At 63.9% G+C, this 23,491-nt stretch carries 19 protein-coding genes and 1 pseudogene; 10 read left to right on the forward strand and 10 right to left on the reverse strand.

Annotated features, from left to right (window positions below):
• Positions 1-14 precede the first annotated feature (14 nt).
• Genes AC07Y9_RS22345 through AC07Y9_RS22355 form a run of 3 tightly spaced genes read left to right on the forward strand, consistent with a single transcriptional unit; the run spans position 15 to position 4,317 of the window.
• On the forward strand, positions 15-1,142 hold the full coding sequence (locus tag AC07Y9_RS22345) for a GNAT family N-acetyltransferase (protein ID WP_102678523.1): 1,128 nt from the start codon (positions 15-17) through the stop codon (positions 1,140-1,142).
• The gene (locus AC07Y9_RS22350) at positions 1,139-2,923 is read left to right on the forward strand and encodes a sensor histidine kinase (protein ID WP_053262467.1); all 1,785 of its coding nucleotides are present in this window, start codon (positions 1,139-1,141) and stop codon (positions 2,921-2,923) included. The genes AC07Y9_RS22345 and AC07Y9_RS22350 overlap by 4 nt, the downstream gene beginning before the upstream one ends.
• A complete protein-coding gene (locus AC07Y9_RS22355; RefSeq protein ID WP_102678524.1) occupies positions 2,920-4,317 on the forward strand; it encodes a sigma-54-dependent transcriptional regulator in 1,398 nt (465 codons plus the stop codon). The genes AC07Y9_RS22350 and AC07Y9_RS22355 overlap by 4 nt, the downstream gene beginning before the upstream one ends.
• Positions 4,318-4,495: 178 nt before the next feature.
• Here AC07Y9_RS22355 and AC07Y9_RS22360 read toward each other — a convergent pair whose 3' ends face one another.
• Together AC07Y9_RS22360 and metE are read right to left on the reverse strand one after the other, a co-directional pair.
• Entirely contained in the window at positions 4,496-5,530 is a 1,035-nt protein-coding gene (locus AC07Y9_RS22360) for an alpha/beta fold hydrolase (protein WP_009045393.1), read from the reverse strand.
• Between the two features lie 242 nt (positions 5,531-5,772).
• Positions 5,773-8,085, reverse strand: coding sequence for a 5-methyltetrahydropteroyltriglutamate--homocysteine S-methyltransferase (gene metE / locus AC07Y9_RS22365; RefSeq protein WP_102678525.1), 2,313 nt, complete (start codon positions 8,083-8,085; stop codon positions 5,773-5,775).
• Between the two features lie 108 nt (positions 8,086-8,193).
• Here metE and metR point away from each other — a divergent pair, with 108 nt between their 5' ends.
• Positions 8,194-9,111: a transcriptional regulator MetR gene (gene metR / locus AC07Y9_RS22370; protein WP_007930536.1), complete on the forward strand. Its 918-nt coding sequence runs from the start codon at positions 8,194-8,196 to the stop codon at positions 9,109-9,111.
• A gap of 32 nt (positions 9,112-9,143) precedes the next feature.
• Here the strand turns inward: metR and AC07Y9_RS22375 are convergent, their stop codons facing one another.
• The 4 genes from AC07Y9_RS22375 to AC07Y9_RS22390 all read right to left on the reverse strand — a co-directional run bounded on the left by AC07Y9_RS22375 (position 9,144) and on the right by AC07Y9_RS22390 (position 11,301).
• Positions 9,144-9,653, reverse strand: coding sequence for a GNAT family N-acetyltransferase (locus AC07Y9_RS22375; RefSeq protein WP_087090106.1), 510 nt, complete (start codon positions 9,651-9,653; stop codon positions 9,144-9,146).
• Positions 9,654-9,692: 39 nt separating this feature from the next.
• Positions 9,693-10,331, reverse strand: a complete 639-nt coding sequence (locus tag AC07Y9_RS22380) for a LysE family translocator (protein ID WP_007930534.1) — start codon at positions 10,329-10,331, stop codon at positions 9,693-9,695.
• Between the two features lie 27 nt (positions 10,332-10,358).
• Positions 10,359-10,793, reverse strand: a complete 435-nt coding sequence (locus tag AC07Y9_RS22385) for an NUDIX hydrolase (protein ID WP_087090105.1) — start codon at positions 10,791-10,793, stop codon at positions 10,359-10,361.
• Between the two features lie 235 nt (positions 10,794-11,028).
• Positions 11,029-11,301: a type B 50S ribosomal protein L31 gene (locus tag AC07Y9_RS22390; protein WP_009045397.1), complete on the reverse strand. Its 273-nt coding sequence runs from the start codon at positions 11,299-11,301 to the stop codon at positions 11,029-11,031.
• Between the two features lie 133 nt (positions 11,302-11,434).
• On the opposite strand from AC07Y9_RS22390, the pseudogene AC07Y9_RS22395 reads away from it, so the two are divergent.
• From AC07Y9_RS22395 to AC07Y9_RS22405, 3 genes and pseudogenes are all read left to right on the forward strand, one after another.
• Positions 11,435-11,596 (forward strand): annotated as a pseudogene (locus AC07Y9_RS22395) (response regulator transcription factor); the annotation flags it as partial.
• A gap of 129 nt (positions 11,597-11,725) precedes the next feature.
• Positions 11,726-13,345, forward strand: a complete 1,620-nt coding sequence (locus AC07Y9_RS22400; RefSeq protein ID WP_007930530.1) for an FMN-binding glutamate synthase family protein — start codon at positions 11,726-11,728, stop codon at positions 13,343-13,345.
• A 65-nt stretch (positions 13,346-13,410) separates the two neighbouring features.
• A complete protein-coding gene (locus AC07Y9_RS22405) occupies positions 13,411-13,695 on the forward strand; it encodes a putative quinol monooxygenase (protein ID WP_102678527.1) in 285 nt (94 codons plus the stop codon).
• A 22-nt stretch (positions 13,696-13,717) separates the two neighbouring features.
• Here the strand turns inward: AC07Y9_RS22405 and AC07Y9_RS22410 are convergent, their stop codons facing one another.
• The 3 genes from AC07Y9_RS22410 to AC07Y9_RS22420 are packed head-to-tail and all read right to left on the reverse strand — an operon-like array spanning position 13,718 to position 16,540.
• Complete coding sequence (locus tag AC07Y9_RS22410; RefSeq protein WP_102678528.1) at positions 13,718-15,226, reverse strand: glucosyltransferase domain-containing protein; 1,509 nt, start codon at positions 15,224-15,226, stop codon at positions 13,718-13,720.
• Between the two features lies 1 nt (position 15,227).
• A complete protein-coding gene (locus AC07Y9_RS22415; RefSeq protein ID WP_102678529.1) occupies positions 15,228-16,169 on the reverse strand; it encodes a glycosyltransferase family 2 protein in 942 nt (313 codons plus the stop codon).
• Positions 16,166-16,540 carry a GtrA family protein gene (locus tag AC07Y9_RS22420; RefSeq protein ID WP_007923142.1) on the reverse strand — a complete coding sequence of 125 codons (375 nt, stop codon included), beginning with the start codon at positions 16,538-16,540 and terminating at the stop codon, positions 16,166-16,168. Before AC07Y9_RS22420 ends, AC07Y9_RS22415 begins: the two co-directional genes overlap by 4 nt.
• Before the next feature lie 370 nt (positions 16,541-16,910).
• On the opposite strand from AC07Y9_RS22420, the gene AC07Y9_RS22425 reads away from it, so the two are divergent.
• Together AC07Y9_RS22425 and AC07Y9_RS22430 are read left to right on the forward strand one after the other, a co-directional pair.
• A complete protein-coding gene (locus AC07Y9_RS22425; protein ID WP_102678530.1) occupies positions 16,911-17,507 on the forward strand; it encodes a papain-like cysteine protease family protein in 597 nt (198 codons plus the stop codon).
• Positions 17,508-17,517: 10 nt separating this feature from the next.
• Positions 17,518-18,117, forward strand: a complete 600-nt coding sequence (locus AC07Y9_RS22430) for a hypothetical protein (RefSeq protein ID WP_007923139.1) — start codon at positions 17,518-17,520, stop codon at positions 18,115-18,117.
• A 121-nt stretch (positions 18,118-18,238) separates the two neighbouring features.
• On the opposite strand, the gene AC07Y9_RS22435 is transcribed toward AC07Y9_RS22430, so the two are convergent.
• A complete protein-coding gene (locus AC07Y9_RS22435) occupies positions 18,239-19,660 on the reverse strand; it encodes an amino acid permease (RefSeq protein WP_007923136.1) in 1,422 nt (473 codons plus the stop codon).
• A 581-nt stretch (positions 19,661-20,241) separates the two neighbouring features.
• On the opposite strand from AC07Y9_RS22435, the gene AC07Y9_RS22440 reads away from it, so the two are divergent.
• Positions 20,242-23,349 carry a transglycosylase domain-containing protein gene (locus AC07Y9_RS22440; protein ID WP_102678531.1) on the forward strand — a complete coding sequence of 1,036 codons (3,108 nt, stop codon included), beginning with the start codon at positions 20,242-20,244 and terminating at the stop codon, positions 23,347-23,349.
• Positions 23,350-23,491: the final 142 nt, after the last annotated feature.

Genomic DNA, 23,491 nt, shown 5'->3' on the forward strand with positions numbered 1-23,491 from the left:
CTCAAGGACCGCACGTGATCACCAGCCAAGTCTTTTCGAGCATCCAGGCTATCGACCGCAACGCCTGGAACGACTGTTTTCCCGGCGCCCTGGAAGATTGGGATTATTACCTGGCGGTACAGAACGCCGGCATCGAGGGCTTCAGCTGGCGCTACCTGGCGGTGTTCGAAGATTCGAAGCTGGTGGCCGTCGCTCCGGCCTTCACCACCTGCTATCGCCTGGACACCACCGTCTCGGGCCCGGCCAAGCGCCTGAGCGAACGCCTGCAACGCTGGTGGCCGGGGCTGCTGCAACTGCGCCTGTACGCCATCGGTTCACCGGTGGCCGAACAGTGCCAGGCCGGCACCGCCAGCCATATTCCCGCGGTGCGCCGCCAGGCCCTGCTGGAGCAACTGCTGCACCTGGCCCGGCGCGACGCCGACGCCCAGGGCATCGGCCTGCTGGCGGTCAAGGATGCCGCCAGCCAGGATCGGCAATGGGCCGCCAGCTGCCAGGCGTTCGGCCTGCAAGCCATGCCCAGCCTGCCCAGCGCCCTGCTGCCGGTGCCCTTCGGTTCGCTGGATGCCTACCTCGGCACCCTGGGCAAGTCCACGCGCAAGGACCTGCGCCGCAAGTTGCGTGCGCCCGGGCTGCGAATCGAATGGCGACACAACATCGACGATGTGCTGCCCGAGGTCATGCGCCTGTACGAAGCCACCCTGCGGCGCAGCGAACTGCAATTCGAACGCTTACCCGCGCCCTATTTCACCGGTATCCTCCAGCAGTTGGGGGAACGGGCCGCCTGCGTGCTGTACTGGGTCGACGACCAACTGGTGGCCTTCAACCTGGTGCTGCTGGACGAGCACCGACTGATCGACAAATTCTTCGCCCACGACCTGGATATCAGTCGTGAGCACAACCTGTATTTGCGCAGCTGGATGGCCAATGTCGACTACTGTATCCAGCACCGGATCGCGCTCTACGAATGTGGCCAGGCCGGTTATGCCAGCAAGCTGCGCCTGGGCTGTACCTTCACCGGCAACAGCCTGTTTTTCCAGCATCGCAACCCGCTGCTCGACACCCTGCTCAAAGGGCTGAAATATGTTCTCCGGCCGGATCGCACCGACCCCGCCATGGCTGCTGCACTAAGCGAAAGTTCATGACCAGAAAAGACCGCCGCGCCCCTCGCCCTTTCGCCATCTCCCGCTGGAGCCTGCAGCGCAAGCTGGTGCTGGCGTTCTGGATGGTCAGCGTGATCCCCACCATGATCGCCGCCGAGCTGGCGGCCACCACCCTGTCGCAGATCTTCGACAGCAACGTGCGCATCTGGCTGCAGGAGTCGACCAAGATCGTCGAGGACGAAATCACCGAGACCCTGCGCGACAACGCGCGCATCGCCCAGCTGTTCCTGCGTTATGCCAGGCCGCCCACCGACCGCAACGCGGCCAGGCACGACAAGCTCACCGCCGACATCGCCGACTCCATGGGCATCGATGTGGTGGCGCTGATCCGCAAGCGCGACCAGCAGGTAGTGTTCAGCACCGCCGCCGACGACATCGTCGGGCAGGTCAGCCTGGCCCACAACGCCGTGCTGCAGACCCTGCAGGTCGGCGGCGTGGCCACGGGAGCGGTGGTCTCGACCTTCCAGACCACCCTCGACGGCATCGACTACCAGCTGCTGATCGCCACCTACCTGGACGCCAGCTTCCTCACCAGCGTGGCCGACGTGCATTCCCTCGACCTGCGCCTGTACCTGGCCAAGGCCAACGACTTCGCCGAGATCTTCGCCACCCAGCGTTTCGAGGACCACCCGACCCAGGTGCCGGAAAAGATCGAGAACATCCTGCGCGACACCCGCCAACCCACCGAGCAGTTCACCAGCCGCTACAGCGGGCTGTACCGGCCGATCTTCAACGACAGCGGCGAGCTGGTGGGGGTGATTTTCAGCGGCCTGCTGCGCCACAGCAGCCTGGTGGGGCTGGTCAACCAGAGCAACCTGTTCATCCTGATCTTCCTGCTCAGCTCGGCGGCGTCGCTGGCCGTCGGCTGGCTGGTGTCGAAACGCCTGACCATGCCCCTGCGCGGCTTGTCCAAGGGGGTCCAGGCGGTGATCGCCGGCGACTACCGGCAACGCGTGCCGGTGATTGGCGGCGACGAGCTGGCGGAGCTGAGCAGCACCTTCAACCATATGAGCGAACGCCTGGGCGAACTGCAGCACCTGGAAGCCCAGCTGCGCCGTCGCGACCGCCTGCACGCCCTCGGCGAAGTGGCCATGGGCCTGGCCCACGAAATCCGCAACCCTTTGGGCATCATCAAGACCGCCACCCAATTGCTGCACCGCCGCGCGGACCTGCCCGAAGGCGACAAGCGCCACCTGGAATACGTGATCAGCGAAGTCAGCCGGATCAACGACCTGATCACCGATTTCCTCGACTTCGCCAAACCCAGCGCGCCGATCCGCTCGACCCTGCTGGCGCGGCCGCTGGTGGAGGAACTGATCGGCTTCTGCGAGCCGGAACTGGCCAGCCACAAGATCGACGCCCGGATCGACGACCAGGCGCCGGGCGCGACCCTGTACGCCGACGCCCGCCAGCTCAAGCAGGCCTGCCTGAACCTGATCCTCAACGCCATCGACGCCATGCCCGCCGGCGGACGCCTGACCCTGGGCATCGCCCAGGACGCCGAGCACACCATCCTGCGGGTCGCCGACACCGGCCAAGGCATCGAGCCGGACATGCTCGAACGCATCTTCACCCCCTTCGTCACCACCAAGGCCTCAGGCACCGGGCTGGGCCTGGCCAAGGTGTTCTCGATCATGGAAAACCATGACGGGCACATCGAATGCAGCAGCGAAATAGATGCCGGCGCCACCTTCAGCCTGTACATTCCGGCCAAAGGTGAGGACGACGAAGATGACCAAGACGAGCAAAAGGCCCAGCCATGACGCATAACCTGCTGGTGGTCGACGACGAGCCCAAGCTTTGCGACCTGCTGTCCTCGGCGCTGAGCCAGGACGGTATCCAGGTGTTCACCGCCGGCAATGGCCTGCATGCGCTCAAGGTACTGGAGCAGGAAGAGATCGACCTGGTGATCAGCGACTGGCGCATGCCCGGCATGGACGGCCCTCAGCTGCTGGCCGAGGTCAAGCAGCGCTACCCGCAGATCCCGGTGATCGTCATGACCGCCTACAGCACGGTGAAAAATGCCGTGCAGTCGATGCGCAACGGCGCCTACGACTACATCGCCAAGCCCTTCGACATCGACGAGCTGGACATCACCGTCAGCAAGGCCCTGCAGTTTCGCGACATTCTCAAAGACAACCAGCGCATGCGCGCCGAGCTCGACGAGCACCGGCAGATCGACAGCCTGGTGGGCGACAGCCCGACCTTCCGCCGGGTCCTGCAAGCGGTGGACTCGGTGCGCGAAAGCAACGCCACCATCCTGCTGACCGGCGAAAGCGGCACCGGCAAGGAGATGGTCGCCCGGGCCATCCACCAGCACGGCAACCGCGCCAACAAACCCTTTGTCGCGGTCAACTGCGCGGCGATCCCCGAAGGCCTGCTGGAAAGCGAAATGTTCGGCCATCGCAAGGGCGCCTTCACCGGCGCCGTGGCCGACCGGGTCGGGCGCTTTCAGCAGGCGGACAAGGGCACGCTGTTCCTCGATGAGGTCGGCGACATGCCCCTGGCCCTGCAGGCGAAGATCCTGCGTGCCTTGCAGGAGCGGGTGATCGAGCCGGTGGGCGACCCGCGCGAGCGCAAGGTCGATGTGCGGGTGATCGCCGCCACCAACAAGAACCTGCTGGAAGCGGTGGCCAACAAGGAATTTCGCGAAGACCTGTATTACCGCCTCAACGTCTTCCCGATCCCCCTGCCCGCCCTGCGCGAGCGGGTCGAGGATATCGCGCCCCTGGCCCGGCACTTCGCCCACACCCTGGGCGCCACCGCCGGCAAACGCATCACCGGCTTCAGCCCGCAGGCCCTGCAGGCCATGGCCAATTACGCCTGGCCGGGCAATATCCGCGAACTGCAGAACTGCGTCGAGCGCGCGACCATAGTCGCCGCGGGCGCGGTGATCGAGGAAAGCGACCTGCCGGGCTATCTGTTCAGCTCACCTCCCGTGAACGCCGGGGCCTGCGCCCTGCCCGGCGACAGCCTCAGCGTGCCCAGCGACCTGGACGCAGCCCTGGCCGAAGTGGAGAAGGCCTACATCCTCGCCGCCCTGCAACAGAGCAACGGCGTGCAGGCCGCCGCCGCGCAGCTGATCGGCATTTCCGAGCGCAGCTTCTGGTACCGCCTGAAGAAACTCGGGATCCAGGTCGACAAGATCGTTCGCTGAAGCGCACTCATCTGCTCGACGCTGGCAAGCCTGGCGCCTACAGAAGCCAGAGCACCGTCCGCTTCTGTAGGAGCGCAGCTTGCTCGCGATGGTCGTCAACGATGACGCAGTGCTTCTGAAGCAACGCGGCGCCTGTGGGTTCATCGCGAGCAAGCTCGCTCCTACAACAGGAATCGATTTACAGGAGATTCGGCGCGGGCAGCGGATCGATCTGCGCCCAGTGCGAAGTGTCTTCGCGATGGCGTTGCAGGTACGGCAACACCGCCGCCAGCAACGGTGCCTTGAAGGCTTCCTGGAAACGATGGGCCAGGCCCGGAATCAGCTTCAATTGGCTGCCCTGGATATGCGCCGCCAGGTGCACGCCGTGCATCACCGGCAGCAACGGATCGGCGGTGCCATGCACCACCAGGGTCGGCACGCGCAGCTGGTTGAGCAGGGCCACCCGGCTCGGTTCGGCGAGAATCGCCATGATCTGGCGCTTCACCCCTTCCGGATTGAAGGCCCGGTCATAGGCCTCCGCCGCCTGATGCAGCAGCGCCTGCCGATCGTCGGTGACTTGCGGGCTGCCGAGGGCGGCCAGCAGGTCGGCCTGTTGCTCCAGCGCCACCTCACGGTTCGGCGCGCCACGCCGCGACAACAGTTGCACCAGCGCCGCATTGGGCGCCGGCAGGCCTTCGGCGCCGGAGCTGGTCATGATCAGGGTCAGGCTCTCGACCCGTTGCGGCGCCATGGCCGCCAGGTGCTGGGCGATCATCCCGCCCATGCTCGCGCCCAGGACATGGAACTGCTCGACCTGCAGGGCATTCATCAGGCCCAGGGCGTCGTCGGCCATGTCGGTCAGGCTGTAGGGTGCGGCCACCGGCAGGCCGAGCTTGTAGCGCAGCACCTCGAACGTCAGGTTGGCGCTGACCGGCGCCTGGCGCCAGGTGGACAGGCCGACGTCGCGGTTGTCGTAACGGATCACCCGAAAACCCTGCTGGCACAGGGCAACGACCACTTCGTCCGGCCAATGGATCAGCTGCCCGCCCAGGCCCATCACCAGCAGCAGGGCCGGATCGGAAGCACGGCCGATACTCTGGTAGGCCAGGCTCACCTGCTCCAGTTCGACCCTTTGGGTCGGTACGTTGACATCACAGCGAGACGCCGCCTGAGACGGCAGGCCGAGCAACAGCGCGGCCAGGAAAACAGTCGTTGAAAAAAATCTTGCCCACATGAAGAAACACCGAAACGCAGAAGCCCAGTAGAGCGCGAGTCTGATGAACTTTGATCGAGCGCGCTGCCACAGTTACGTGACAGTTTGATGAAGATTGCCCAGCGGTCGTTTTCATGGGGATTCCTGTAGCCGCTGCCGAAGGCTGCGATCGGCCCGAAGGGACGCAGCGATCTTGAATCCGCTGAAGGTCCTTCGGTCCTTTTCGCAGCCTTCGGCAGCGGCTACAGGGGCTATGGGTGCATTCAGGCCTGCTGGTTACGCAGCTGACGGGCGGCGGCGACCATGTTGACCAGGGCGGCCTCGGTTTCCGGCCAGGCGCGGGTCTTCAGGCCACAGTCCGGGTTGACCCACAAGCGCTCGGCGGGAATGCGCCGGACCGCCTTGCTCATCAGCTTGACCATCTCGGCGGTGTCCGGCACCCGCGGCGAGTGGATGTCATACACCCCCGGGCCGATGTCGTTCGGGTAGTCGAAGGCCTCGAACGCCTCCAGCAACTCCATGTCCGAACGCGACGTCTCGATGGTGATCACGTCGGCATCCATGGCCGCGATGGCCTGGATCACGTCGTTGAACTCGCTGTAGCACATGTGGGTGTGGATCTGGGTCTCGTCGCGCACCCCAGAGGCGGTCAGGCGGAAGGCTTCCACCGCCCAGTCCAGGTACGGCTGCCAGTCCGCCCGGCGCAGCGGCAGGCCCTCGCGGAACGCCGCCTCGTCGATCTGCACGATCTTGATCCCGGCCTTTTCCAGGTCCACCACCTCATCGCGCAGGGCCAGCGCCAGTTGCCGCGCCTGTACTTCACGCGGTACGTCCTCGCGGGGGAAGGACCACATCAGCATGGTCACCGGCCCGGTGAGCATGCCCTTCATCACCTTGTCGGTCAGGCTCTGGGCGTAGGTGATCCAGTCAACGGTCATGGCCTGCGGGCGGCTCAGGTCGCCGTAGATCACCGCCGGTTTCACGCAGCGCGAACCGTAGCTCTGCACCCAGCCAAAGCGGGTGAACAGGTAGCCGTCCAGTTGCTCGGCGAAGTATTCGACCATGTCGTTGCGCTCGGCTTCGCCGTGCACCAGCACGTCCAGCCCCAGGCGCTCCTGGACCTGCACCGCATGGCGGATTTCGCAGCGCATGGCATCGGTGTAGTCGTTGTTCGACAGCTTGCCCTGCTTGAACGCCTGGCGGGCCAGGCGGATCGACGCAGTCTGCGGGAATGAACCGATGGTGGTGGTCGGGAACACCGGCAGCTTCAAGCGGGCATGCTGCCGGGTAATGCGCTGGGCAAAGGGCGAATGACGCTGGCTGTCGGCGGCGCTGACCGCCTTGAGCCGCGCCTGGACCTCGGCCTTGTGGATGCGCGGCGACCGCGCACGACTGGCCTGCACCTGGCGGCTTGCGGCCAGGGCCGCTTGCACCGCCGGGGCCTGGGGATCGTTCAGGGCGTCACGCAGCACCGAGATCTCGCCGCATTTCTGCACGGCAAAGGCCAGCCAGCTTTTCAGCTCGGCATCCAGCTGGTCTTCCCGGGACAGGTCCACCGGGCTGTGCAACAGGGAGCAGGAACTGCTGACCCACAGGTTGTCGCCAAAACGTTCCTGCGCCGCTTGCAGCTGCTGCAGCGCCTGCTCCAGCTCGCAACGCCAGACGTTGCGGCCGTTGACCAGACCCACGGACAAAATCTTGTAGGTCGGCAGGCGGTCGAGCACCTGGGTCAGTTGCTCCGGCGCCCGCACGGCGTCGATGTGCAGGCCGTCCACCGGCAGGCCGACGGCCAGCCCGAGGTTGTCCTGCAGGCCGCTGAAGTAGGTGGCCACCAGCTTTTTCAGCGGCGAGTACTGGAGGATGTGGTAGGCACGCTCGAAGGCGCTCTTCCAGTCCTGCGGCAGATCGAGGGTCAGGATCGGTTCGTCGATCTGCACCCACTCCACGCCCTGGGCCTTGAGGCGGTTGAGGATTTCGCCGTAGACCGGCAGCAGGCGCTCCAGCAGCTCGAGCTTGTTGAAATCGTTGCCCTTGGCCTTGCCCAGCCACAGGTAGGTCAGCGGGCCGATGATCACCGGCTTGACCCGATGACCGAGGGCGTGAGCTTCATCGACCTCGTCGAACAGTTGCTCCCAGCTCAGCTTGAACGACTGATCGGCGCTGAATTCCGGGACCAGGTAGTGGTAGTTGGTGTCGAACCACTTGGTCAGTTCCTGGGCGTACTGGGTCTTGGCGTGATCGCCGCCACAGCAGCCCGCCGAGGCGCCGCGGGCCATGGCGAACAGGGTGTCGAGGGTCGGCTGGCCCTGGGCGTCCTGGCTGCTGTCGAAGCGCTCGGGAACCACACCGAAGGTCAGCGAGTGAGTCAGTACCTGGTCGTACCAGGCGAAGTCGCCCACCGGCAGCAAGTCGATGCCGGCGTCCTTTTGCAGCTGCCAGTGCCTGGCCCGCAGCTGGCGTCCGACGTCTTGCAGCGCCTGCCGGTCAAGGTCGCCCTTCCAGTAGGATTCGAGGGCTTTTTTCAGTTCGCGGTCGGCGCCGATGCGCGGAAAACCAAGGGTGTGGGCCAAGGCCATGAGTGGGTTCCTCCCTGTAAAAGATGGCGCTATTGTCGACAGCCAAGCCAACATGAGACAAACTCAACCTTTTCGTGTTGATCACAAAATTTACTCATGGAGACCCTGGTGCTCGAAATCCGTCACCTGAAGACCCTGCACGCCCTGCGCGAAGCCGACAGCCTGGTCGAAGCCGCCGAACGCCTGCACCTGACCCAGTCCGCCCTGTCCCACCAGTTCAAGGAACTGGAAGAGCGCATGGGCATGCCACTGTTCGTGCGCAAGACCAAGCCGGTGCGCTTCACCAGCGCCGGCCTGCGCCTGCTGCAACTGGCGGACGCCACCCTGCCGTTGCTGCGCGCCGCCGAGCGGGACATTTCCCGCCTGGCCGGCGGTACCGCCGGGCGCCTGCACATGGCCATCGAATGCCACAGCTGCTTCCAGTGGCTGATGCCGACCATCGACCAGTTCCGCGACGCCTGGCCGGAAGTCGAGCTGGACCTGGCCTCGGGTTTCTCCTTCGCCCCGCTGCCGGCCCTGGCCCGTGGCGACCTGGACCTGGTGGTGACCTCCGACCCGCTGGAGCTGGCGGGCATCACCTACGTGCCGCTGTTCACCTACGAAGCCATGCTGGCGGTGGCCAACCAGCACCGCCTGGCCAGCAAACCCTACATCGTTCCGGAAGACCTGCTCAGCGAAACCCTGATCACCTACCCGGTGGAGCGCGATCGCCTGGATATCTTCACCCGCTTCCTGGAGCCCGCCGACATCGAACCGGCCCAGGTCCGCACCTCGGAGCTGACGGTGATGATGATGCAACTGGTGGCCAGCGGCCGAGGCGTGTGCGGCATGCCCCACTGGGCGCTGCATGAATACAGCTCGCGGGGCTATGTGAAAGCCAAGCGCCTGGGGGAAAAAGGCCTGTTCGCCACGCTGTACGCGGCGATCCGCGCCGACATGCTGGATGCGCCCTATATGCGCGACTTCCTGCTGACCGCCAAGGACACCTCGTTCTCGACCCTGGACGGGGTCAGCGCGGTGCGTTGAAAAGCGCCATCGGCCTGTAGGAACGGGGACTTTCAGAGGGGGGAGACAACTTCACGCCACAGGTGGAGCTTGTCGAAGTACTCGACGCCCACCCGCACCGCCAGCGGCTCCAGGCCGAACTGGACGAAACCGCAACGCTGGTACAGCGCCAGGGCGGCGTCGTTGCCGGCGGTGACCGTCAGTTGCACCAGCCGCACCCCGGGGCGTTTGCGCGCCTCCTGCAGCAGCGCCTGGACCAGCCGGTAACCCAGGCCGCCGTGGCGATAAGGCGGCGCCACATACAGGCCGAACAGCGTGGCCTTGTGCCGGGCTTTTTCCCGGACCTCGAACGCCAGGCCGACGATGCCCACCAGTTCGCCATCCTCGAAAGCCCCCAGCAACAGGTCCAGCGGACTGCTCAGCCGCGACTCCCACCAACTCAGGGGCATCGCCGCACGTTCGGCGACACTGGAAGTAAAGGCCTGCGGATGATGCTCGTAGGCTTCGAGCATCAGCGCGCGGTAGGCAGCGGCGTGACCGGCATCGAGGCGCTGGATGGACATGGTCGGTCGAGGCCCCCGGGCCGCAGGTGAATGAAACGGTCAGACCGTCTGGCGTTGTTCCAGCAGCAGACGCACCGCCAGCCCGGCCAGCACGAAGCCCATGAAATAACGTTGGGTCGCCAGCCACAGCGGGTTGTGCACGAACCAGGCGGCGATGCCCGAAGCGAACAGCGCGATCAGCAGGTTGACGCTGAAGCTCACGCTGATCTGGGTCAGGCCGAGGATGATGCTCTGGGTGAACACCGAACCGTGTTCCGGGCTGATGAACTGGGGAAAGACCGACAGGTAGAACACCGCGATCTTCGGGTTCAGGGCGCTGGTGAGAAAGCCCATCAGGATCAGCTTGCGCGACGAATCCGGCGGCAACTGCTGCGCCTCGAACGGCGAACGCGCGCCCGGCTTCAGGGCCTGCCAGGCCAGCCACATCAGGTACAGGGCGCCAACCCACTTGAGCACTTCATAGGCCACCGGCACCGCCATGAAGACCGCGGTCAGGCCGATCGCCGCGGCGAACAGGTGGACGAAGAAACCGGCCACCACGCCGACCAGCGAGGTCACGCCTGCCCGGCGGCCCTGGCAGATCGAACGGGAGATCAGGTAGATCATGTTGGGGCCGGGGGTCAGCACCATCAGCAAGGCTGCGGCGATGAAGATCAACATGTCGTGAAGGGGAATCATGATGGGCAATCCTTTGTCCTTGAAAAATCAGGCCGAGGCCAGTTGCGAGGCGCGATAGAACGGCAAGATCAGGTCGCGTGTCAATGGGGCCAATGTGAGCTCGTCGCCAGCCTGCGGATCGATCCAGCAGACCTCCTCGATTTCCGCCGCGGGCCGGACCTCGTCGGTGTCCAGATCAAGGCGAAACAATTCGGCCTCGACCACAAAACCCGGCTCGTTGGCTGCCGGTGCGGAAAAACGTCCCAGGTAACGGGCGTCGGCCGGGGCGATCCGCAGCCCGAGTTCTTCTTCCAGCTCACGAGCCAGGGCCTGGGCCGGCAACTCGTCCGGCTCGATCTTGCCGCCCGGCTGCATGAAGGCCTGGGTGCCGCGCTTGCGCACCAGCAGGGTACGGCCGTCCGGGCCGATCAACAGGGCCGCGGCGATACGGATAAGGGGGGATGTAGCGCTTGAAAGAGTCATGAAAAACCTGGATCGGTTACGCGAGGCGGCAAGGATCCCATGACTGGCGAGGCGTCGTCACGACACAGTCGGCCGCTGTTTTTTCCATACACCCGGCGCCTCGGGCGGGACCAAGCGCTTGCCACCCAGGCCGTCCATGGGCGGGTTGGAATAGAGGGGGGGAATGGACCAGAGGATGCAGCCCGCTCCTGCACAGATGCAGGAACGAGCGGCTGTGCGGCAAGGGCCGAGGCCCTCAGGCGTTGCCGGTCTTGCCCGACGAACCGAACGAAGCGAAACGCTTGTTGAAGCCGGCGATCCGCCCTTCGGACTGGGTCTTGCGCTGCTGGCCGGTGTAGACCGGATGCGAGGCGCTGGAGACGTCGAGGGTGACATAGGGATAGGTGTTGCCATCGCTGTGGCGCTGGGTGCGGTCGGTGTCCACGGTGGAACCGATCAGGAAGTACACATCCGCGGCGGTGTCGTGGAACAGTACGGTGCGGTAGGCGGGATGGATATTGGCTTTCATGGCAGTCTCCGAGGGCTGGGTGATGATTTAATTCGTTATACAGTAACATTATCCAGCCATGGAAACGAGAACCAGTTGCAATAAGGAAAGCAGCAAATCGTCTATCTCCCTCGTCAACGCCTGGCACCAGGGCGGACACCTGATGCTCAGCGGTTGCTCCAGCAAGGAGATCGCTCGTAAGCTGCAAACCTCTGCCGAAACCGTGAACGCCTATAAGAAACACATCTACGGCAAGCGGGGCATCAAGTCCCGGTCCGAACTGTTTTCGATTTTTCTCCAGGCGCGCACTGCCTGACGCCTGAAGCTGCCATGTGCGCACACTGGCTGCGCCACAGCCGTTCTCTACAACAACAAGATCGTTGGCCACACAAGAAGAATGAGTACCCAAAAACGAAATCTATAGAGTCCGAACCAAGGAAACCGTATGAGCCTGTCCCTCCTGAGCCGCTACGCCTTCTTTGCTGCCTGCGTGATTTTCACCCTCGCCAGCTTGCCCTTTCTCGAACATGACTGGCTCTGGCCAATCACCCTGGTTACCTTCCTGCTCAGCCTGCTGGGCATTTTCGACCTGCTGCAAAGCCCCCACGCGGTGCGCCGCAACTACCCGATCCTGGGCAATATCCGCTACCTGGTAGAAGGTATCCGCCCGGAAATCCGCCAGTACCTGCTGGAGTCCGACAGCGACGCCCTGCCCTTCTCCCGGGCCCAGCGCTCGCTGGTCTATTCGCGGGCCAAGAACGAAAGCGCCGACAAGCCGTTCGGCACCCTGATCGACGTCTACCAGTCGGGTTTCGAATTCATCGGCCACTCCATGCGCCCAGCGCCCCTGAGCGACCCGAGCACCTTCCGCGTCACGGTCGGCGGCCCGCAGTGCAAGCAGCCCTATTCGGCCTCGGTGTTCAACATCTCGGCCATGAGCTTCGGCTCCCTCAGCGCCAACGCCATCCGTGCCCTCAACCAGGGCGCCAAGCTCGGCAACTTCGCCCATGACACCGGCGAAGGCAGCATCAGCCCCTACCACCGGGAAAACGGTGGCGACCTGACCTGGGAACTGGGCAGCGGCTACTTCGGCTGCCGCACCAGCGACGGCCATTTCGACCCGGAGCGCTTCGCCGTGCAGGCGCAGAACCCGCAGGTGCGGATGATCGAAATCAAGATGAGCCAGGGCGCCAAGCCCGGCCACGGCGGCATCCTGCCCAAGCACAAGGTGACCCAGGAAATCGCCGATACCCGCGGCATCCGCATGGGCGAGGACTGCATCTCGCCATCGAGCCACAGCGCCTTTTCCACGCCGATCGAAATGATGCATTTCATCCAGCAGCTGCGTGAGCTGTCCGGCGGCAAGCCCGTAGGCTTCAAGTTCTGCCTCGGCCACCCGTGGGAGTTCATGGGCATCGCCAAGGCCATGCTGGAGACCGGCATCCTCCCTGACTTCATCGTGGTCGACGGCAAGGAAGGCGGCACCGGCGCGGCACCGGTGGAGTTCACCGACCACATCGGCGCGCCGATGCGCGAAGGCCTGCTGTTCGTGCACAACACCCTGGTGGGCCTGAACCTGCGCGACAAGATCAAGCTCGGCGCCAGCGGCAAGATCGTCAGCGCCTTCGACATCGCCAGTGTGCTGGCCATCGGCGCCGACTGGGCCAACTCGGCGCGCGGCTTCATGTTCGCCATCGGCTGCATCCAGTCGCAAAGCTGCCACACCAACAAATGCCCGACCGGCGTCGCCACCCAGGACAACCTGCGCCAGCGCGCGCTGGTGGTGCCGGACAAGGCGCAACGGGTGTTCAGTTTCCACCGCAACACCCTCAAGGCCCTGGCCGAAATGCTCGCCGCCGCCGGCCTGAATCACCCGTCGCAACTGGAAGCCAAGCACCTGGTACGGCGCATGTCGGCCACCGAGATCAAGCTGTTCTCGCAGCTGCATGTGTTCCTCAAGCCCGGCGAACTGCTCACCGGCGCGGTCAGCGGCGAGTTCTATTCGCGCATGTGGCAGCTGGCGCGCGCCGACAGCTTCGAGCCCAACAGCGAAGCCGCGGCCTGACCGGCCACCCTCGACGCCCCGCCGAACGGCGGGGCGCTATCCATCATGCAAAGGATGCAACCCCAGTGCTCAAAGTCATCGCCGAAGACTTCATCAAGCCCGAACACCTCGACACCGTGCGCCCCTGGTACGCCGAACTGGTGGAGAAAACCCGCCAGGAGCCGGACTGCATCGTCTACGACCTGTTCGTCGACCAGCAAGACCCGGGGCACTTCATCTTTATCGAACAATGGCCAGACCGCGCGGCGCTCAAGGCCCATTGCCAGACCGAGCACTTCACCCGCCTGGTGCCCCGGATCAACGCCTTCCAGGCCAGGGAATGCCGTGTGCTGCTGATGGATCAGTTCTGATCCAGCGGATAAGCCCGACGCCTCACCAGTGCAACGTCTTGATCGGCGCCGGTTCCTTCATGACGATAAAACCGTAATCGCCCAGCAGATAGATCCGGTAGTAGCGGCTATCCACCAGCGGTGGATAGCCCTGGTAACCGACCAGGGTCGCATTGCGCCGCTCCCTTTCCGCGACCACGTTGGTAATGCCCACCTTGGGCAGGTTCTCGGCCAGCATGAAGAAGTCGATGTTCAGCAGGTAGTGCAGCACCGGCATCTGCTTGAACGAGCCCGCGGCCGCCAGCAGCCAGTGATCGGAATAGGTCACCGACATATAGATGCGCTTGGCCTCGCGCAACGGCCGGTGGCTGGTGATGTCGCGCTCAAGGCTCGACAGCGCGCTAGCCACCAGGGTTTTCTGCACCGTCAGCACCCGGCCATAGGCGAACGACAGCGACAGCATCGCCAGCAGCGGCACCATCAGCAGCAGTGGCAAGCGCTCATGCAGCGCCGCCAACGCCAGGTGGCTCAGATAGAACAGCAGCACCCACAACACCGCGGAGCCCATCAAGGTCCGGGCGCCTTCATTGAAGTCGCGGAAAAACAGCGCGATCCCCGACACCAGCACAAGCACCAGTGGCAATGCCAGCAGGCAGACCAGGGCCATCACGACTTTCTTCAGGCCGCTGTCCGGCCGCTGGAACAGGTTCGCCGCCAACCGCACGCAACCGGCCAGGGCGCACAGCGCCAGCGCGGCGAACACCCAGGCAAACCCGCCGTGAAACAGCAGCACGACTTTTTCCAGCACCCTGGCGATGTTGACTTGCAGTTGCAGCAAGGGCTGCGCCGACCAATTCAGCAGCAAGGTGCGGGTCTGATCCATGAAGGGGTAGGCGGTGACGCAATAAATCATCCAGCCCAAGGCCGCCTGGGCGACCTTCCAGCCGATCATTTCCCACCAGCGCGGCCAGGCGCGCTTGTCATTGGCGCTGCGGATCACCTCCAGGCAACACAGGCCCAGGAACACATTGATGCTGATCTGATACAACCCGATGGCCAGCGCCACCAGCAAGGCCGGCACCAGCCATTGCAGTACGCGGTACGGGTTGCGATAGGTGATGGCGTAGATCACCGCCACCAGGCTCAAGGCCATGGCCGGGCCGTCGTATTGATACGACAGGTTCTGCAGAAAGAACGGGTTGTACCAGAGCGGCAACAGCACCAGGCAGCAGGCCGCCGTCGGCTGCGGGTAGTAATGGAACGTCAGGCTGGTCAAGGCCGCGGCCATGGCGACCGTGGCGATCAGCAGCGGCAAGGGAAAGATGTTCGGCGCAGCGCCGCTGAAGGTCAGGGCGTTGTAGAACAGCTCGGTAAACAGCCGCCCCTGCTCCGTCCAGGCGGTGCCGGCCGACAGCGAGCGCCAGTTGTCATCGATATAGGGAAAGTCCGCGAGGATCAGCGGCAGCACATACAACAAGGTGGCGCACAGAAAGAACAGCCAGGCCTGGCGACGCCCGAGTTCCCCGCTGAGCAAGCTGCCCATTCTGTCCATGCTAGAGCCCCAGGCGGTCTTTGCCGCCGATGACATCCTTGATCACGTAGCGCGGCCGATGCTTGGCCTCGATATAGATACGGCCGACGTACTCGCCGAGGATGCCGATGCCGATCAACTGCACGCCGCCGAGAAACAGAATGGCGGTCATCAACGAAGGGTAGCCGGGCACGCTGTTGCCGAAGAAGATCTTGTCCAGGACCATGTACACCGCGTAGAGCACGGCGAAAATCGAGATGCCGCCACCGATGTAGGTCCACAAGCGCAACGGCACGGTGCTGAACGAGGTGATGCCTTCCAGTGCCAGGTTCCACAGTTTCCAGCCATTGAACTTGCTCTTGCCCGCCACCCGTCCGGCGCGCTCGTACTCCACCACCACCGTAGTGAACCCGGCCCACGACAGGACGCCCTTCATGAACAGCTGATGCTCGGGCAGGGTCCGGATCACATCGACCACCTTGCGATCCATCAGCCGGAAGTCGCCGACGTTTTCCTCGATCCGGGTGTAGGCGATACGGTTCAGCAGGTGGTAGAACAGCGCCGCGCTGCTGCGCCTGAGAAAACTGTCGGCCGTGCGCCTGCGGCGTTTGGCGAGGACCACATCGGCACCCTTCTGCCATTCCTCGATCAGCCGCGGGATGACGCTGATCGGGTCCTGCAGGTCGACGTCCATGGGAATCACCGCATCGCCGCTGGCGTGTTCCAACCCGGCGAACAACGCCGGCTCCTTGCCGAAGTTGCGTGAAAAGTTGATCAACAGCACCTGCTCGTCCATCTGCGCCAGGGCCTTGACCTCTTCGGCCGTGCGGTCGGAACTGCCGTCGTTGATAAACACGATCTCGACTTCGCCCTGCTCGAACCGCAACTCGCGACGCACCGCCTGGTAAAACAGGACGATGGCCTGCTCTTCATTGAAGACCGGAACGATCAGCGAGATCTTCATCGTTCACACTCGCGGAACACCAGGTACTTGGCGAACAGAAAACCCGCCACCAGGCTCAGGGCGGAAAACACCAGCACCGTCAGCAAGCCGGGCAGCCGCCACACATCCCCTGCATGCCCGACACCCAGGCTCAGCGCCCCCATGCCCCCCAGAAACAGCAGATAACCGCCGACCGACGCCCTGGCGGCGAAGGTGAAGCGCGCATTCATATAGAAAGAAAACGACGCCGCGACGCAAAAGGCCGCCAGGTTGCTGAGCGCCTGGCTGAGGCCCGCCACCAGGCTCAGCAAAAAGAACACCAGCCAGTGGATAAAGGTGTTGGCGATGCCGATCACCGTGTATCTGGAGATTCCCTTCCATAAGAGTCTCATTGGTGACTCTCCCGCGTTGAATGTTGCTCAACTTGTATGGCAGGTTTTTCTGCCCATCGATTGGCGAAATCGCTGATCCGGCGGTCTTTCAGACGTGTGGCATCCAAGCCGGCCTGCATGGGCCGTTGTCGTGCAAGCCCCCTCCCAGGCCCTCTCTGGCCTGATTGCCTACCCACAACCAATTGCATCAATGCATATTTAAACTTGCATCAATGCATATTACAGCTAAGGTTACCCCTGAGCCCGACCGGAGCAGGCCATCGAGGATGGCGAACCCTACAGGCCGGTCACGGGCTTGCGAAAAACGCTGCATCGCCACACGCAACAACGACGCAAGCTGGACGCTTGTTTTCACTCATGGAGGATGAAAATGTTAACCCTTGAAGACACACCCTTTACCCGCACAGGTCCTGCCGAGGCACTGCCACAGTGCCTGATCGGCACCCTGCTCAACGCCGGACTGAGCGACGTCGACGACAGCGCGGAACACGCCGCCCTGGCCGCCAGCCTCAACTTCAGCATTCAGCAGCAAACCCAGACCAACTGGTGCTGGGCCGCGCTGTCGGCCTCGGTCGGCAACTTTTACCGCACCGGTTCCTGGACTCAATGCGGGGTCGCCAACACTGAACTGGGGCGCAATTCCTGCTGCAACCAGCCGGGGCCGTGCAACGTATACGGCTACCTGGACTCGGCCCTGCGCACCACCCGCAGTTTTGGCGGCATGAGCCAGGGCTCGATCCAACTGTCGGCCATCGACAACCAGATCAACATGGGACGCCCCGTTGGCCTGCGCTGTGCCTGGTTTGGCGGCGGCGCGCACTTTCTGGCGATCTATGGCACCAACGGCAGCTACCTGCTGATTGCGGATTCCATCTACGGCTATTCGACCCGTGCCCTGAACACCTTCCCCCGTTCGTACAACGGCGGCGGCAACTGGACCACCACCTACTTCACCCGGAAAAACTAAGGAGGGCAGCATGCAACTGACTTATCCCAAGGCCCCCGCCAACGGCGCTCAGGTACTGCGCCCGGCTCTCCAGGCGGCCCTGCAGAGCAAAGGCTTCGGCGTCAACCGCCAGTTCGCCCAGGCCACCGCCAGTAAAGTGAGCCTGTCCGAGCCCTACCGCGGCTACTCGCTGAGCCTGGAAGACCTGGCCCAGGGCAAAGGCCTGCAGCAGGCCACGCTGGGGGACTGGCATTACCTGGTGTTCAGCGACGGAGTCTCGATTGCCGACGCGCAACTGGCGGAAGTCGCCGGCCAGGTCGAGTTCTCGTCGCTGAACCACGGCGCCCTGGCGTCGGCCACGGTCAATGCGCTGAACCTGGCGGAAAAGGCGCCGCACCTCAAAGGCCGGACCTTCGAGCTGCGTGTGTTGTTTGTCTCGGCGCTGCATGTCGCGGCGATCTGGCTGCACGCCAGCGATGAAGACGTGCTGATCCCCATCGAACCAACGCCCAAGCACCTGGCGAGCACCAAGCTGTACAGCGAGGCCGCGTTGCTGGCCCTGCTGGCGCCCGCCGCGCAACAAGCGAAAGCGGCGTTCGATGCGGACACCACAGGGCTGTTGGGGAGCTGACCGTTCACCGGGCTGCGGTGAACGGGCGATTGCAACACTAAAACCCGGAACCGCAGAAACAGCGCCCGCATAAAAAAGCCCCGGTCACTGACCGGGGCTTTTGGTTTTATCGCCTATGGCGTTACGACGCCGAACGCACCGCGCCCTGTTGGGCATTGTTCGGTTGCAGCTTGAACAGGTAGAACAACGCCGTCAGCAGCACCAGGAACGCCGGCCCCACATACAGCGCCACGCGGGTGTCCGGGAAGTAGGCCATCAGCCCCACCACCAGCACCAGGAACGCCAGGGCCAGGTAGGAACTGACCGGGTACAGCCACATGCGGTACTTCAGGCCGGCACGTTCCGAGGCGCTCAGGCCTTTGCGGAACTTGAGCTGGGCCAGGAGGATCATCACCCAGGTCCAGATCGCGCCGAAGGTGGCGATGGAGGTCACCCAGACGAACACTTTCTCCGGCACCAGGTAGTTGAGCAGCACGCCCAGCAGCAAGGCGAAGATCGACAGCAGCAGCGCGCGACGCGGCACGCCGTTGTTCGAGGTCTTGGCAAAACCGGCCGGGGCCTGGCCGTTCTGCGCCAGGCTGTAGAGCATGCGCCCGGTGCTGAAAATGCCACCGTTGCAGGATGACAGCGCGGCGGTGATCACCACGAAGTTGATGATGCCGGCGGCGGTCTTGATGCCCAGGCGCTCGAAGGTCATCACGAACGGGCTGCCCTGGGTGCCGATTTCGTTCCACGGGTAGATCGACAGGATCACGAACAGCGCGCCCACATAGAACAGCAGGATGCGCCAGAACACCGAGCCGATGGCGTTGGGAATGGTCTTCTGCGGGTTGCGCGCTTCACCGGCGGTGAGGCCGATCATCTCCACGCCCAGGTAGGCGAACATCACCATCTGCAGGGACATCAGCACGCCGGTCACGCCGTTGGGCATGAAACCGCCGTGGGTCCACAGGTTGGAGATGCCCAGCGCCACGCCGTCATTGCCGAAACCGAAGGCAATGATGCCGACGCCACCGATGACCATGGCGATGATGGTGACGATCTTGATCAGGGCGAACCAGAACTCGAACTCACCGAAGGCCTTGACCGCGATCAGGTTGATCGAGCCCATGCTCACCAGGGCCGCCAGGGCCCAGATCCAGCGCGGCACATCGGGGAACCAGATGCCCATGTACACCGCCACCGCGGTGATTTCCGCGACACAGGTCACCAGCCACAGGAACCAGTAGTTCCAGCCGGTGAGAAAGCCCGCCAGCGGGCCGAGGTAGTCTTGCGCGTAACGGCTGAAGGAACCCGCGACCGGGTTATGCACGGCCATCTCGCCGAGGGCGCGCATGATCACCAGGATCGCCAGGCCGCCGAGGATGTAGGACAGCATGATGGCCGGGCCGGCCATTTCGATGGCCTTGGCCGAACCGAGGAACAGGCCGACGCCGATACAGGCGCCAAGCGCCATCAAGCGAATATGCCGTTCGCCGAGTTCGCGTTTCAGCGGGCCGCCTTGAGCGGTCTCGCCTTGGGGCAGGTGGTTGCCAACTGGCATAGGGATACAACCTCATCTTGTTATTGGATATGAGCCACCGAGTCTGTGAGGCACGGATGGATAACCCGTGCCAACCAGATCGGATCGACCTTGTGGGCCGACACGTCTTGTAGGACAAATCCTGCAAGATCAGTGGGGTGTGCAGTATAAAAAGCTGACGACAGGCTTTTTCACTCTATAAACAGCTAAATTTAGAGAGAAATCTCGGTATTTTCGGGTTTTACCGAGTGGCATTACCTGGAATTTTCGCCGTTTGTCATTTTTGAACGGCGCCGAGTATTGCACAGCCATGGTGCAGCGTCATGCCCCTACCTAGGACCTATTTACCGGTCGCGATGGCTCTATCTCAAGCTTCTTTCGCCTCGCCCCATGCCCTGTAGGAGCGAGCTTGCTCGCGATAAACCCGAGGGCGCCGCGATGCTTTGGATACACCGAGCCATCGTTGACGACCATCGCGAGCAAGCTCGCTCCTACAGGGGGAGATGAATGCTTTCAGGTCGCGCACAAATTTTTCACCATTGCCTACCACCGTCTAAGCTTCAGACAAGTCCGATCAATCTGCGTGAATGGATCAGTCGACTATGGGTGCTTTGCGACAGACCGATTCGAGTAAAAAAGTAGTGCCAACTGATCGCGTGGAAGAAGCGCCTATCCCTGAGAAATCCCATTCAAGCCGGCTTTGGTGGCGGCTGTTCTGGCTATTGCTGCTGATGACGCTGATCGCCCTGGGCTTTGCCGCGTCCAAGGAAATGCGCACCTCGAAACTGCAGGCGCGCGAGCTCAGCAAGTTCGCCGCGGACCTGAGCTATTCCGTAGCACCCGGCCCCAGCGATGCCATCGTCTACCCCGGCGCCGGGCCCTTCGACAAGCGCCTGGGCTACAGCGCCCTCGATGATTTCCTGGCGCGCCTGCTCAAGCGCGGTTACGTGGTGGAGGCCCAGACCCGCTTCTCCCCCGCCTTGATGAACTACAGCGAAAAGGGCTTCTTCGTCCCCTATACCGAGAAGATTCAGGCCGGGCTGTCGATCACCGATTGCCGCGCGGCGCCGCTCTATCAATTCAAGTACCCGCAACAGCTCTATTCGAACTTTGCCGCCATCCCGCCGGTGATGGTGCGCAGCCTGCTGTTCATCGAGAACCGCGAGTTGCTCGACCCCGACCAGCCCCTGGCCAACCCGGCGGTGGACTGGCCGCGCTTCGCCAAAGCCGCCTGGTCGCAAGTGGCCAAGCTCCTGCACTTGCCAGGGCAGACGGCGGGCGGCAGTACCCTGGCGACCCAGCTGGAAAAGTACCGGCACTCGCCGGACGGCCTGACCGTGTCCGGCGCGGAAAAGATCCGGCAGATGATTTCCGCCAGCGTGCGTGCCTACCAGGGCGGCCAGCAGACCCTCGAGGCCCGGCGACGCATCATTCGCGACTACCTCAACAGCGTGCCGCTGTCGGCCGTGCCCGGCCACGGTGAAGTGCATGGCATGGCCGAAGGGCTGCGGGTCTGGTACGGCGCCGACTTCGCCCAGGTCAACGAGCAGCTGGCGAGCACCGCCAGCGATCCGCAGAGCCTGGCGCAACGCGGCCTGGCCCTGCGCCAGGTGCTGTCGTTGATGATCGCCCAGCGCCGGCCTTCGCATTACCTGTCCAAGGGCCGCCGGGAACTGGCCGAACTCACCGACAGCCATATCCGCCTGCTGACCCAGAATGGCGTGATCGATACGCCGCTGTCCGAAGCCGCCCTGGCCAGCAAGGCCACCTTCCGCGACTGGGTGCAGCAACCGACGATCCAGCCGATCGAAACCAACAAGGGCATCAGCGTCGCCCGCAGTCGCCTGGCCGGCTTGCTCAACCGGCCGCTGTACGACCTCGATCGCCTCGACCTGTCCGCCACCAGCACCCTGCAAAGCGACCTGCAACGCCAGGCCACCGAGTACCTCAAGCACCTGGCCGACCCGGTGTTCGCCGCCGAGATCGGCCTGCTCGGCGAACGCCTGCTGACACCGACCAGCACCACCCAGGTACGCTACAGCTTCACCCTGCTCGAGCTGACGCCGGACGGTTCGCGGGTGCGGGTCCAGACCGACAGCACCGACCAGCCCTTCGACATCAACGAAGGCAGCAAGCTGGAGTTGGGCTCCACCGCCAAGCTGCGGGTCCTGACCACCTACCTGCAGATCATTGCCGAACTGTACGAGCAGTACGGCGCCGAAACCCCGGCGGTGCTGAAGAAAGTCGAGATCGCCGAACAGGACCGCCTGAGCCGCTGGGCCGTGGACTACCTGATCCAGAACAGCGACCGCAGCCTGCCGAAAATGCTCGAGGCGGCCCTGGACCGCAAATACTCGGCCAGCCCCGGCGAGAGTTTTTTCACCGGCGGCGGGCTGCACACCTTTCATAACTTCCGCAAGGAAGACAACGGCCGCATACCGACCCTGCGTGACGCCCTGCGCGAGTCGATCAACCTGCCCTTCATCCGCCTGATGCGCGACCTGGTGCGCTACAGCACCTATGCCGGCCCGAGCAACAGCGCCAACCTGCTCAAGGACGACGGCGACCCGCGGCGCCAGGAATACCTGGCCAAGTTCGCCGACCGCGAGGGCACTTCTTTCCTCCTGCGGTTCTGGAAGAAATACCGCAACAAGGACACCCAGGCGCGCCTGGACACCTTCCTCGACAGCATGCACCCGACGCCGATCCGCCTGGCGGCCGTGCACCGCTACCTGCTGCCGGAAGCCAGCCAGGAGAGTTTCAACAGTTTCGTGCGCTCGCACCTCAAGGGCGCCAAGCTCACCGAGAAACTCACCGACGAACGCCTGGACAAGCTCTATTACAGCTACGGCCCCGGCTCCTACGACCTGCCCGACCAGGGCTACATCGCCAAGGTGCACCCGCTGGACCTGTGGCTGCTCGGCTACCTGCTGAACCACCCCGACGCCAAGTTCAGCGAGATCGTCAAAGCCAGCGAATTCGAGCGCCAGGAGGTCTACAGCTGGCTGTTCAAGAGTCGGCACAAGAGCGCGCGGGACAGCCGCATCCGCACCATGCTGGAGATCGAGGCGTTCCTCGACATTCATCAGCGCTGGCAGAAAGTCGGTTATCCGTTCGACCACCTGGTGCCCTCGCTGGCGACCGCCATCGGCAGTTCCGGCGATCGCCCCGCGGCGCTGGCCGAACTGGTCGGCACCATTCTCAACGACGGCGTGCGCATGCCGACCCTGCGCATCGACAGCCTGCACTTCGCCGCCGATACGCCGTATGAAACCAAGCTGGTCAACGACCCGGCCGAGGGCAAGCGGGTGATGCCTTCTGAAGTAGCCACGGCGCTGCGCGGCGCCCTGTCGCAAGTAGTGGATGCCGGTACCGCCAAGCGCCTCTCCGGCAGCTTCAAGCTGGCCGACGGCACCCCGCTGGCCATGGGCGGCAAGACCGGCACCGGCGACAACCGTATCGAGGCCATCGGCTCCGGCGGGCGGATCCTCAGCTCGAAATCCATCAACCGCACCGCCACCTTCGTGTTCTATATCGGCGAACACCACTTCGGCACCCTGACCGCCTATGTGCCGGGCGTCTCGGCGCAAGCCTTCAAGTTCACCTCGGCCTTGCCGGTCCAGGTGCTCAAGGGCATGGCGCCGATCCTCACGCCGTACCTGCAACCGGGCAGCAATACCCAGTGCCTGGGTAGCCTGGCCCAACGCTGAAACCGCCCCCCGCAACGTAGCCGCCTGTAGCCGCTGCCGAGGCTGCGAGGCTGCGATCGGCTGCGTAGCGGCCGCAAACCGGGCAACCCCGTGGCTCCAGGTATCTCTGCGGAGGCCGTTTTGCGAGGACTGCGTCCTCGAT

The sequence above is a fragment of the Pseudomonas sp. GW456-L12 genome, from assembly GCF_059424045.1.

Bases quoted from the DNA above. Each gene is read 5' to 3' on its own strand.
- AC07Y9_RS22380 (WP_007930534.1), bottom strand. From the start codon at position 10,331: ATGATTCCCCTTCACGACATGTTGATCTTCATCGCCGCAGCCTTGCTG.
- AC07Y9_RS22415 (WP_102678529.1), bottom strand. From the start codon at position 16,169: ATGAAGATCTCGCTGATCGTTCCGGTCTTCAATGAAGAGCAGGCCATC.
- AC07Y9_RS22435 (WP_007923136.1), bottom strand. From the start codon at position 19,660: ATGCCAGTTGGCAACCACCTGCCCCAAGGCGAGACCGCTCAAGGCGGC.
- AC07Y9_RS22385 (WP_087090105.1), bottom strand. From the start codon at position 10,793: ATGACTCTTTCAAGCGCTACATCCCCCCTTATCCGTATCGCCGCGGCC.
- AC07Y9_RS22390 (WP_009045397.1), bottom strand. From the start codon at position 11,301: ATGAAAGCCAATATCCATCCCGCCTACCGCACCGTACTGTTCCACGAC.
- metE (WP_102678525.1), bottom strand. From the start codon at position 8,085: ATGGCCTTGGCCCACACCCTTGGTTTTCCGCGCATCGGCGCCGACCGC.
- AC07Y9_RS22375 (WP_087090106.1), bottom strand. From the start codon at position 9,653: ATGTCCATCCAGCGCCTCGATGCCGGTCACGCCGCTGCCTACCGCGCG.
- AC07Y9_RS22350 (WP_053262467.1), top strand. From the start codon at position 1,139: ATGACCAGAAAAGACCGCCGCGCCCCTCGCCCTTTCGCCATCTCCCGC.
- AC07Y9_RS22420 (WP_007923142.1), bottom strand. From the start codon at position 16,540: ATGAGACTCTTATGGAAGGGAATCTCCAGATACACGGTGATCGGCATC.
- AC07Y9_RS22355 (WP_102678524.1), top strand. From the start codon at position 2,920: ATGACGCATAACCTGCTGGTGGTCGACGACGAGCCCAAGCTTTGCGAC.
- AC07Y9_RS22410 (WP_102678528.1), bottom strand. From the start codon at position 15,226: ATGGACAGAATGGGCAGCTTGCTCAGCGGGGAACTCGGGCGTCGCCAG.
- AC07Y9_RS22430 (WP_007923139.1), top strand. From the start codon at position 17,518: ATGCAACTGACTTATCCCAAGGCCCCCGCCAACGGCGCTCAGGTACTG.
- AC07Y9_RS22440 (WP_102678531.1), top strand. From the start codon at position 20,242: ATGGGTGCTTTGCGACAGACCGATTCGAGTAAAAAAGTAGTGCCAACT.
- AC07Y9_RS22400 (WP_007930530.1), top strand. From the start codon at position 11,726: ATGAGCCTGTCCCTCCTGAGCCGCTACGCCTTCTTTGCTGCCTGCGTG.
- AC07Y9_RS22425 (WP_102678530.1), top strand. From the start codon at position 16,911: ATGTTAACCCTTGAAGACACACCCTTTACCCGCACAGGTCCTGCCGAG.
- AC07Y9_RS22360 (WP_009045393.1), bottom strand. From the start codon at position 5,530: ATGTGGGCAAGATTTTTTTCAACGACTGTTTTCCTGGCCGCGCTGTTG.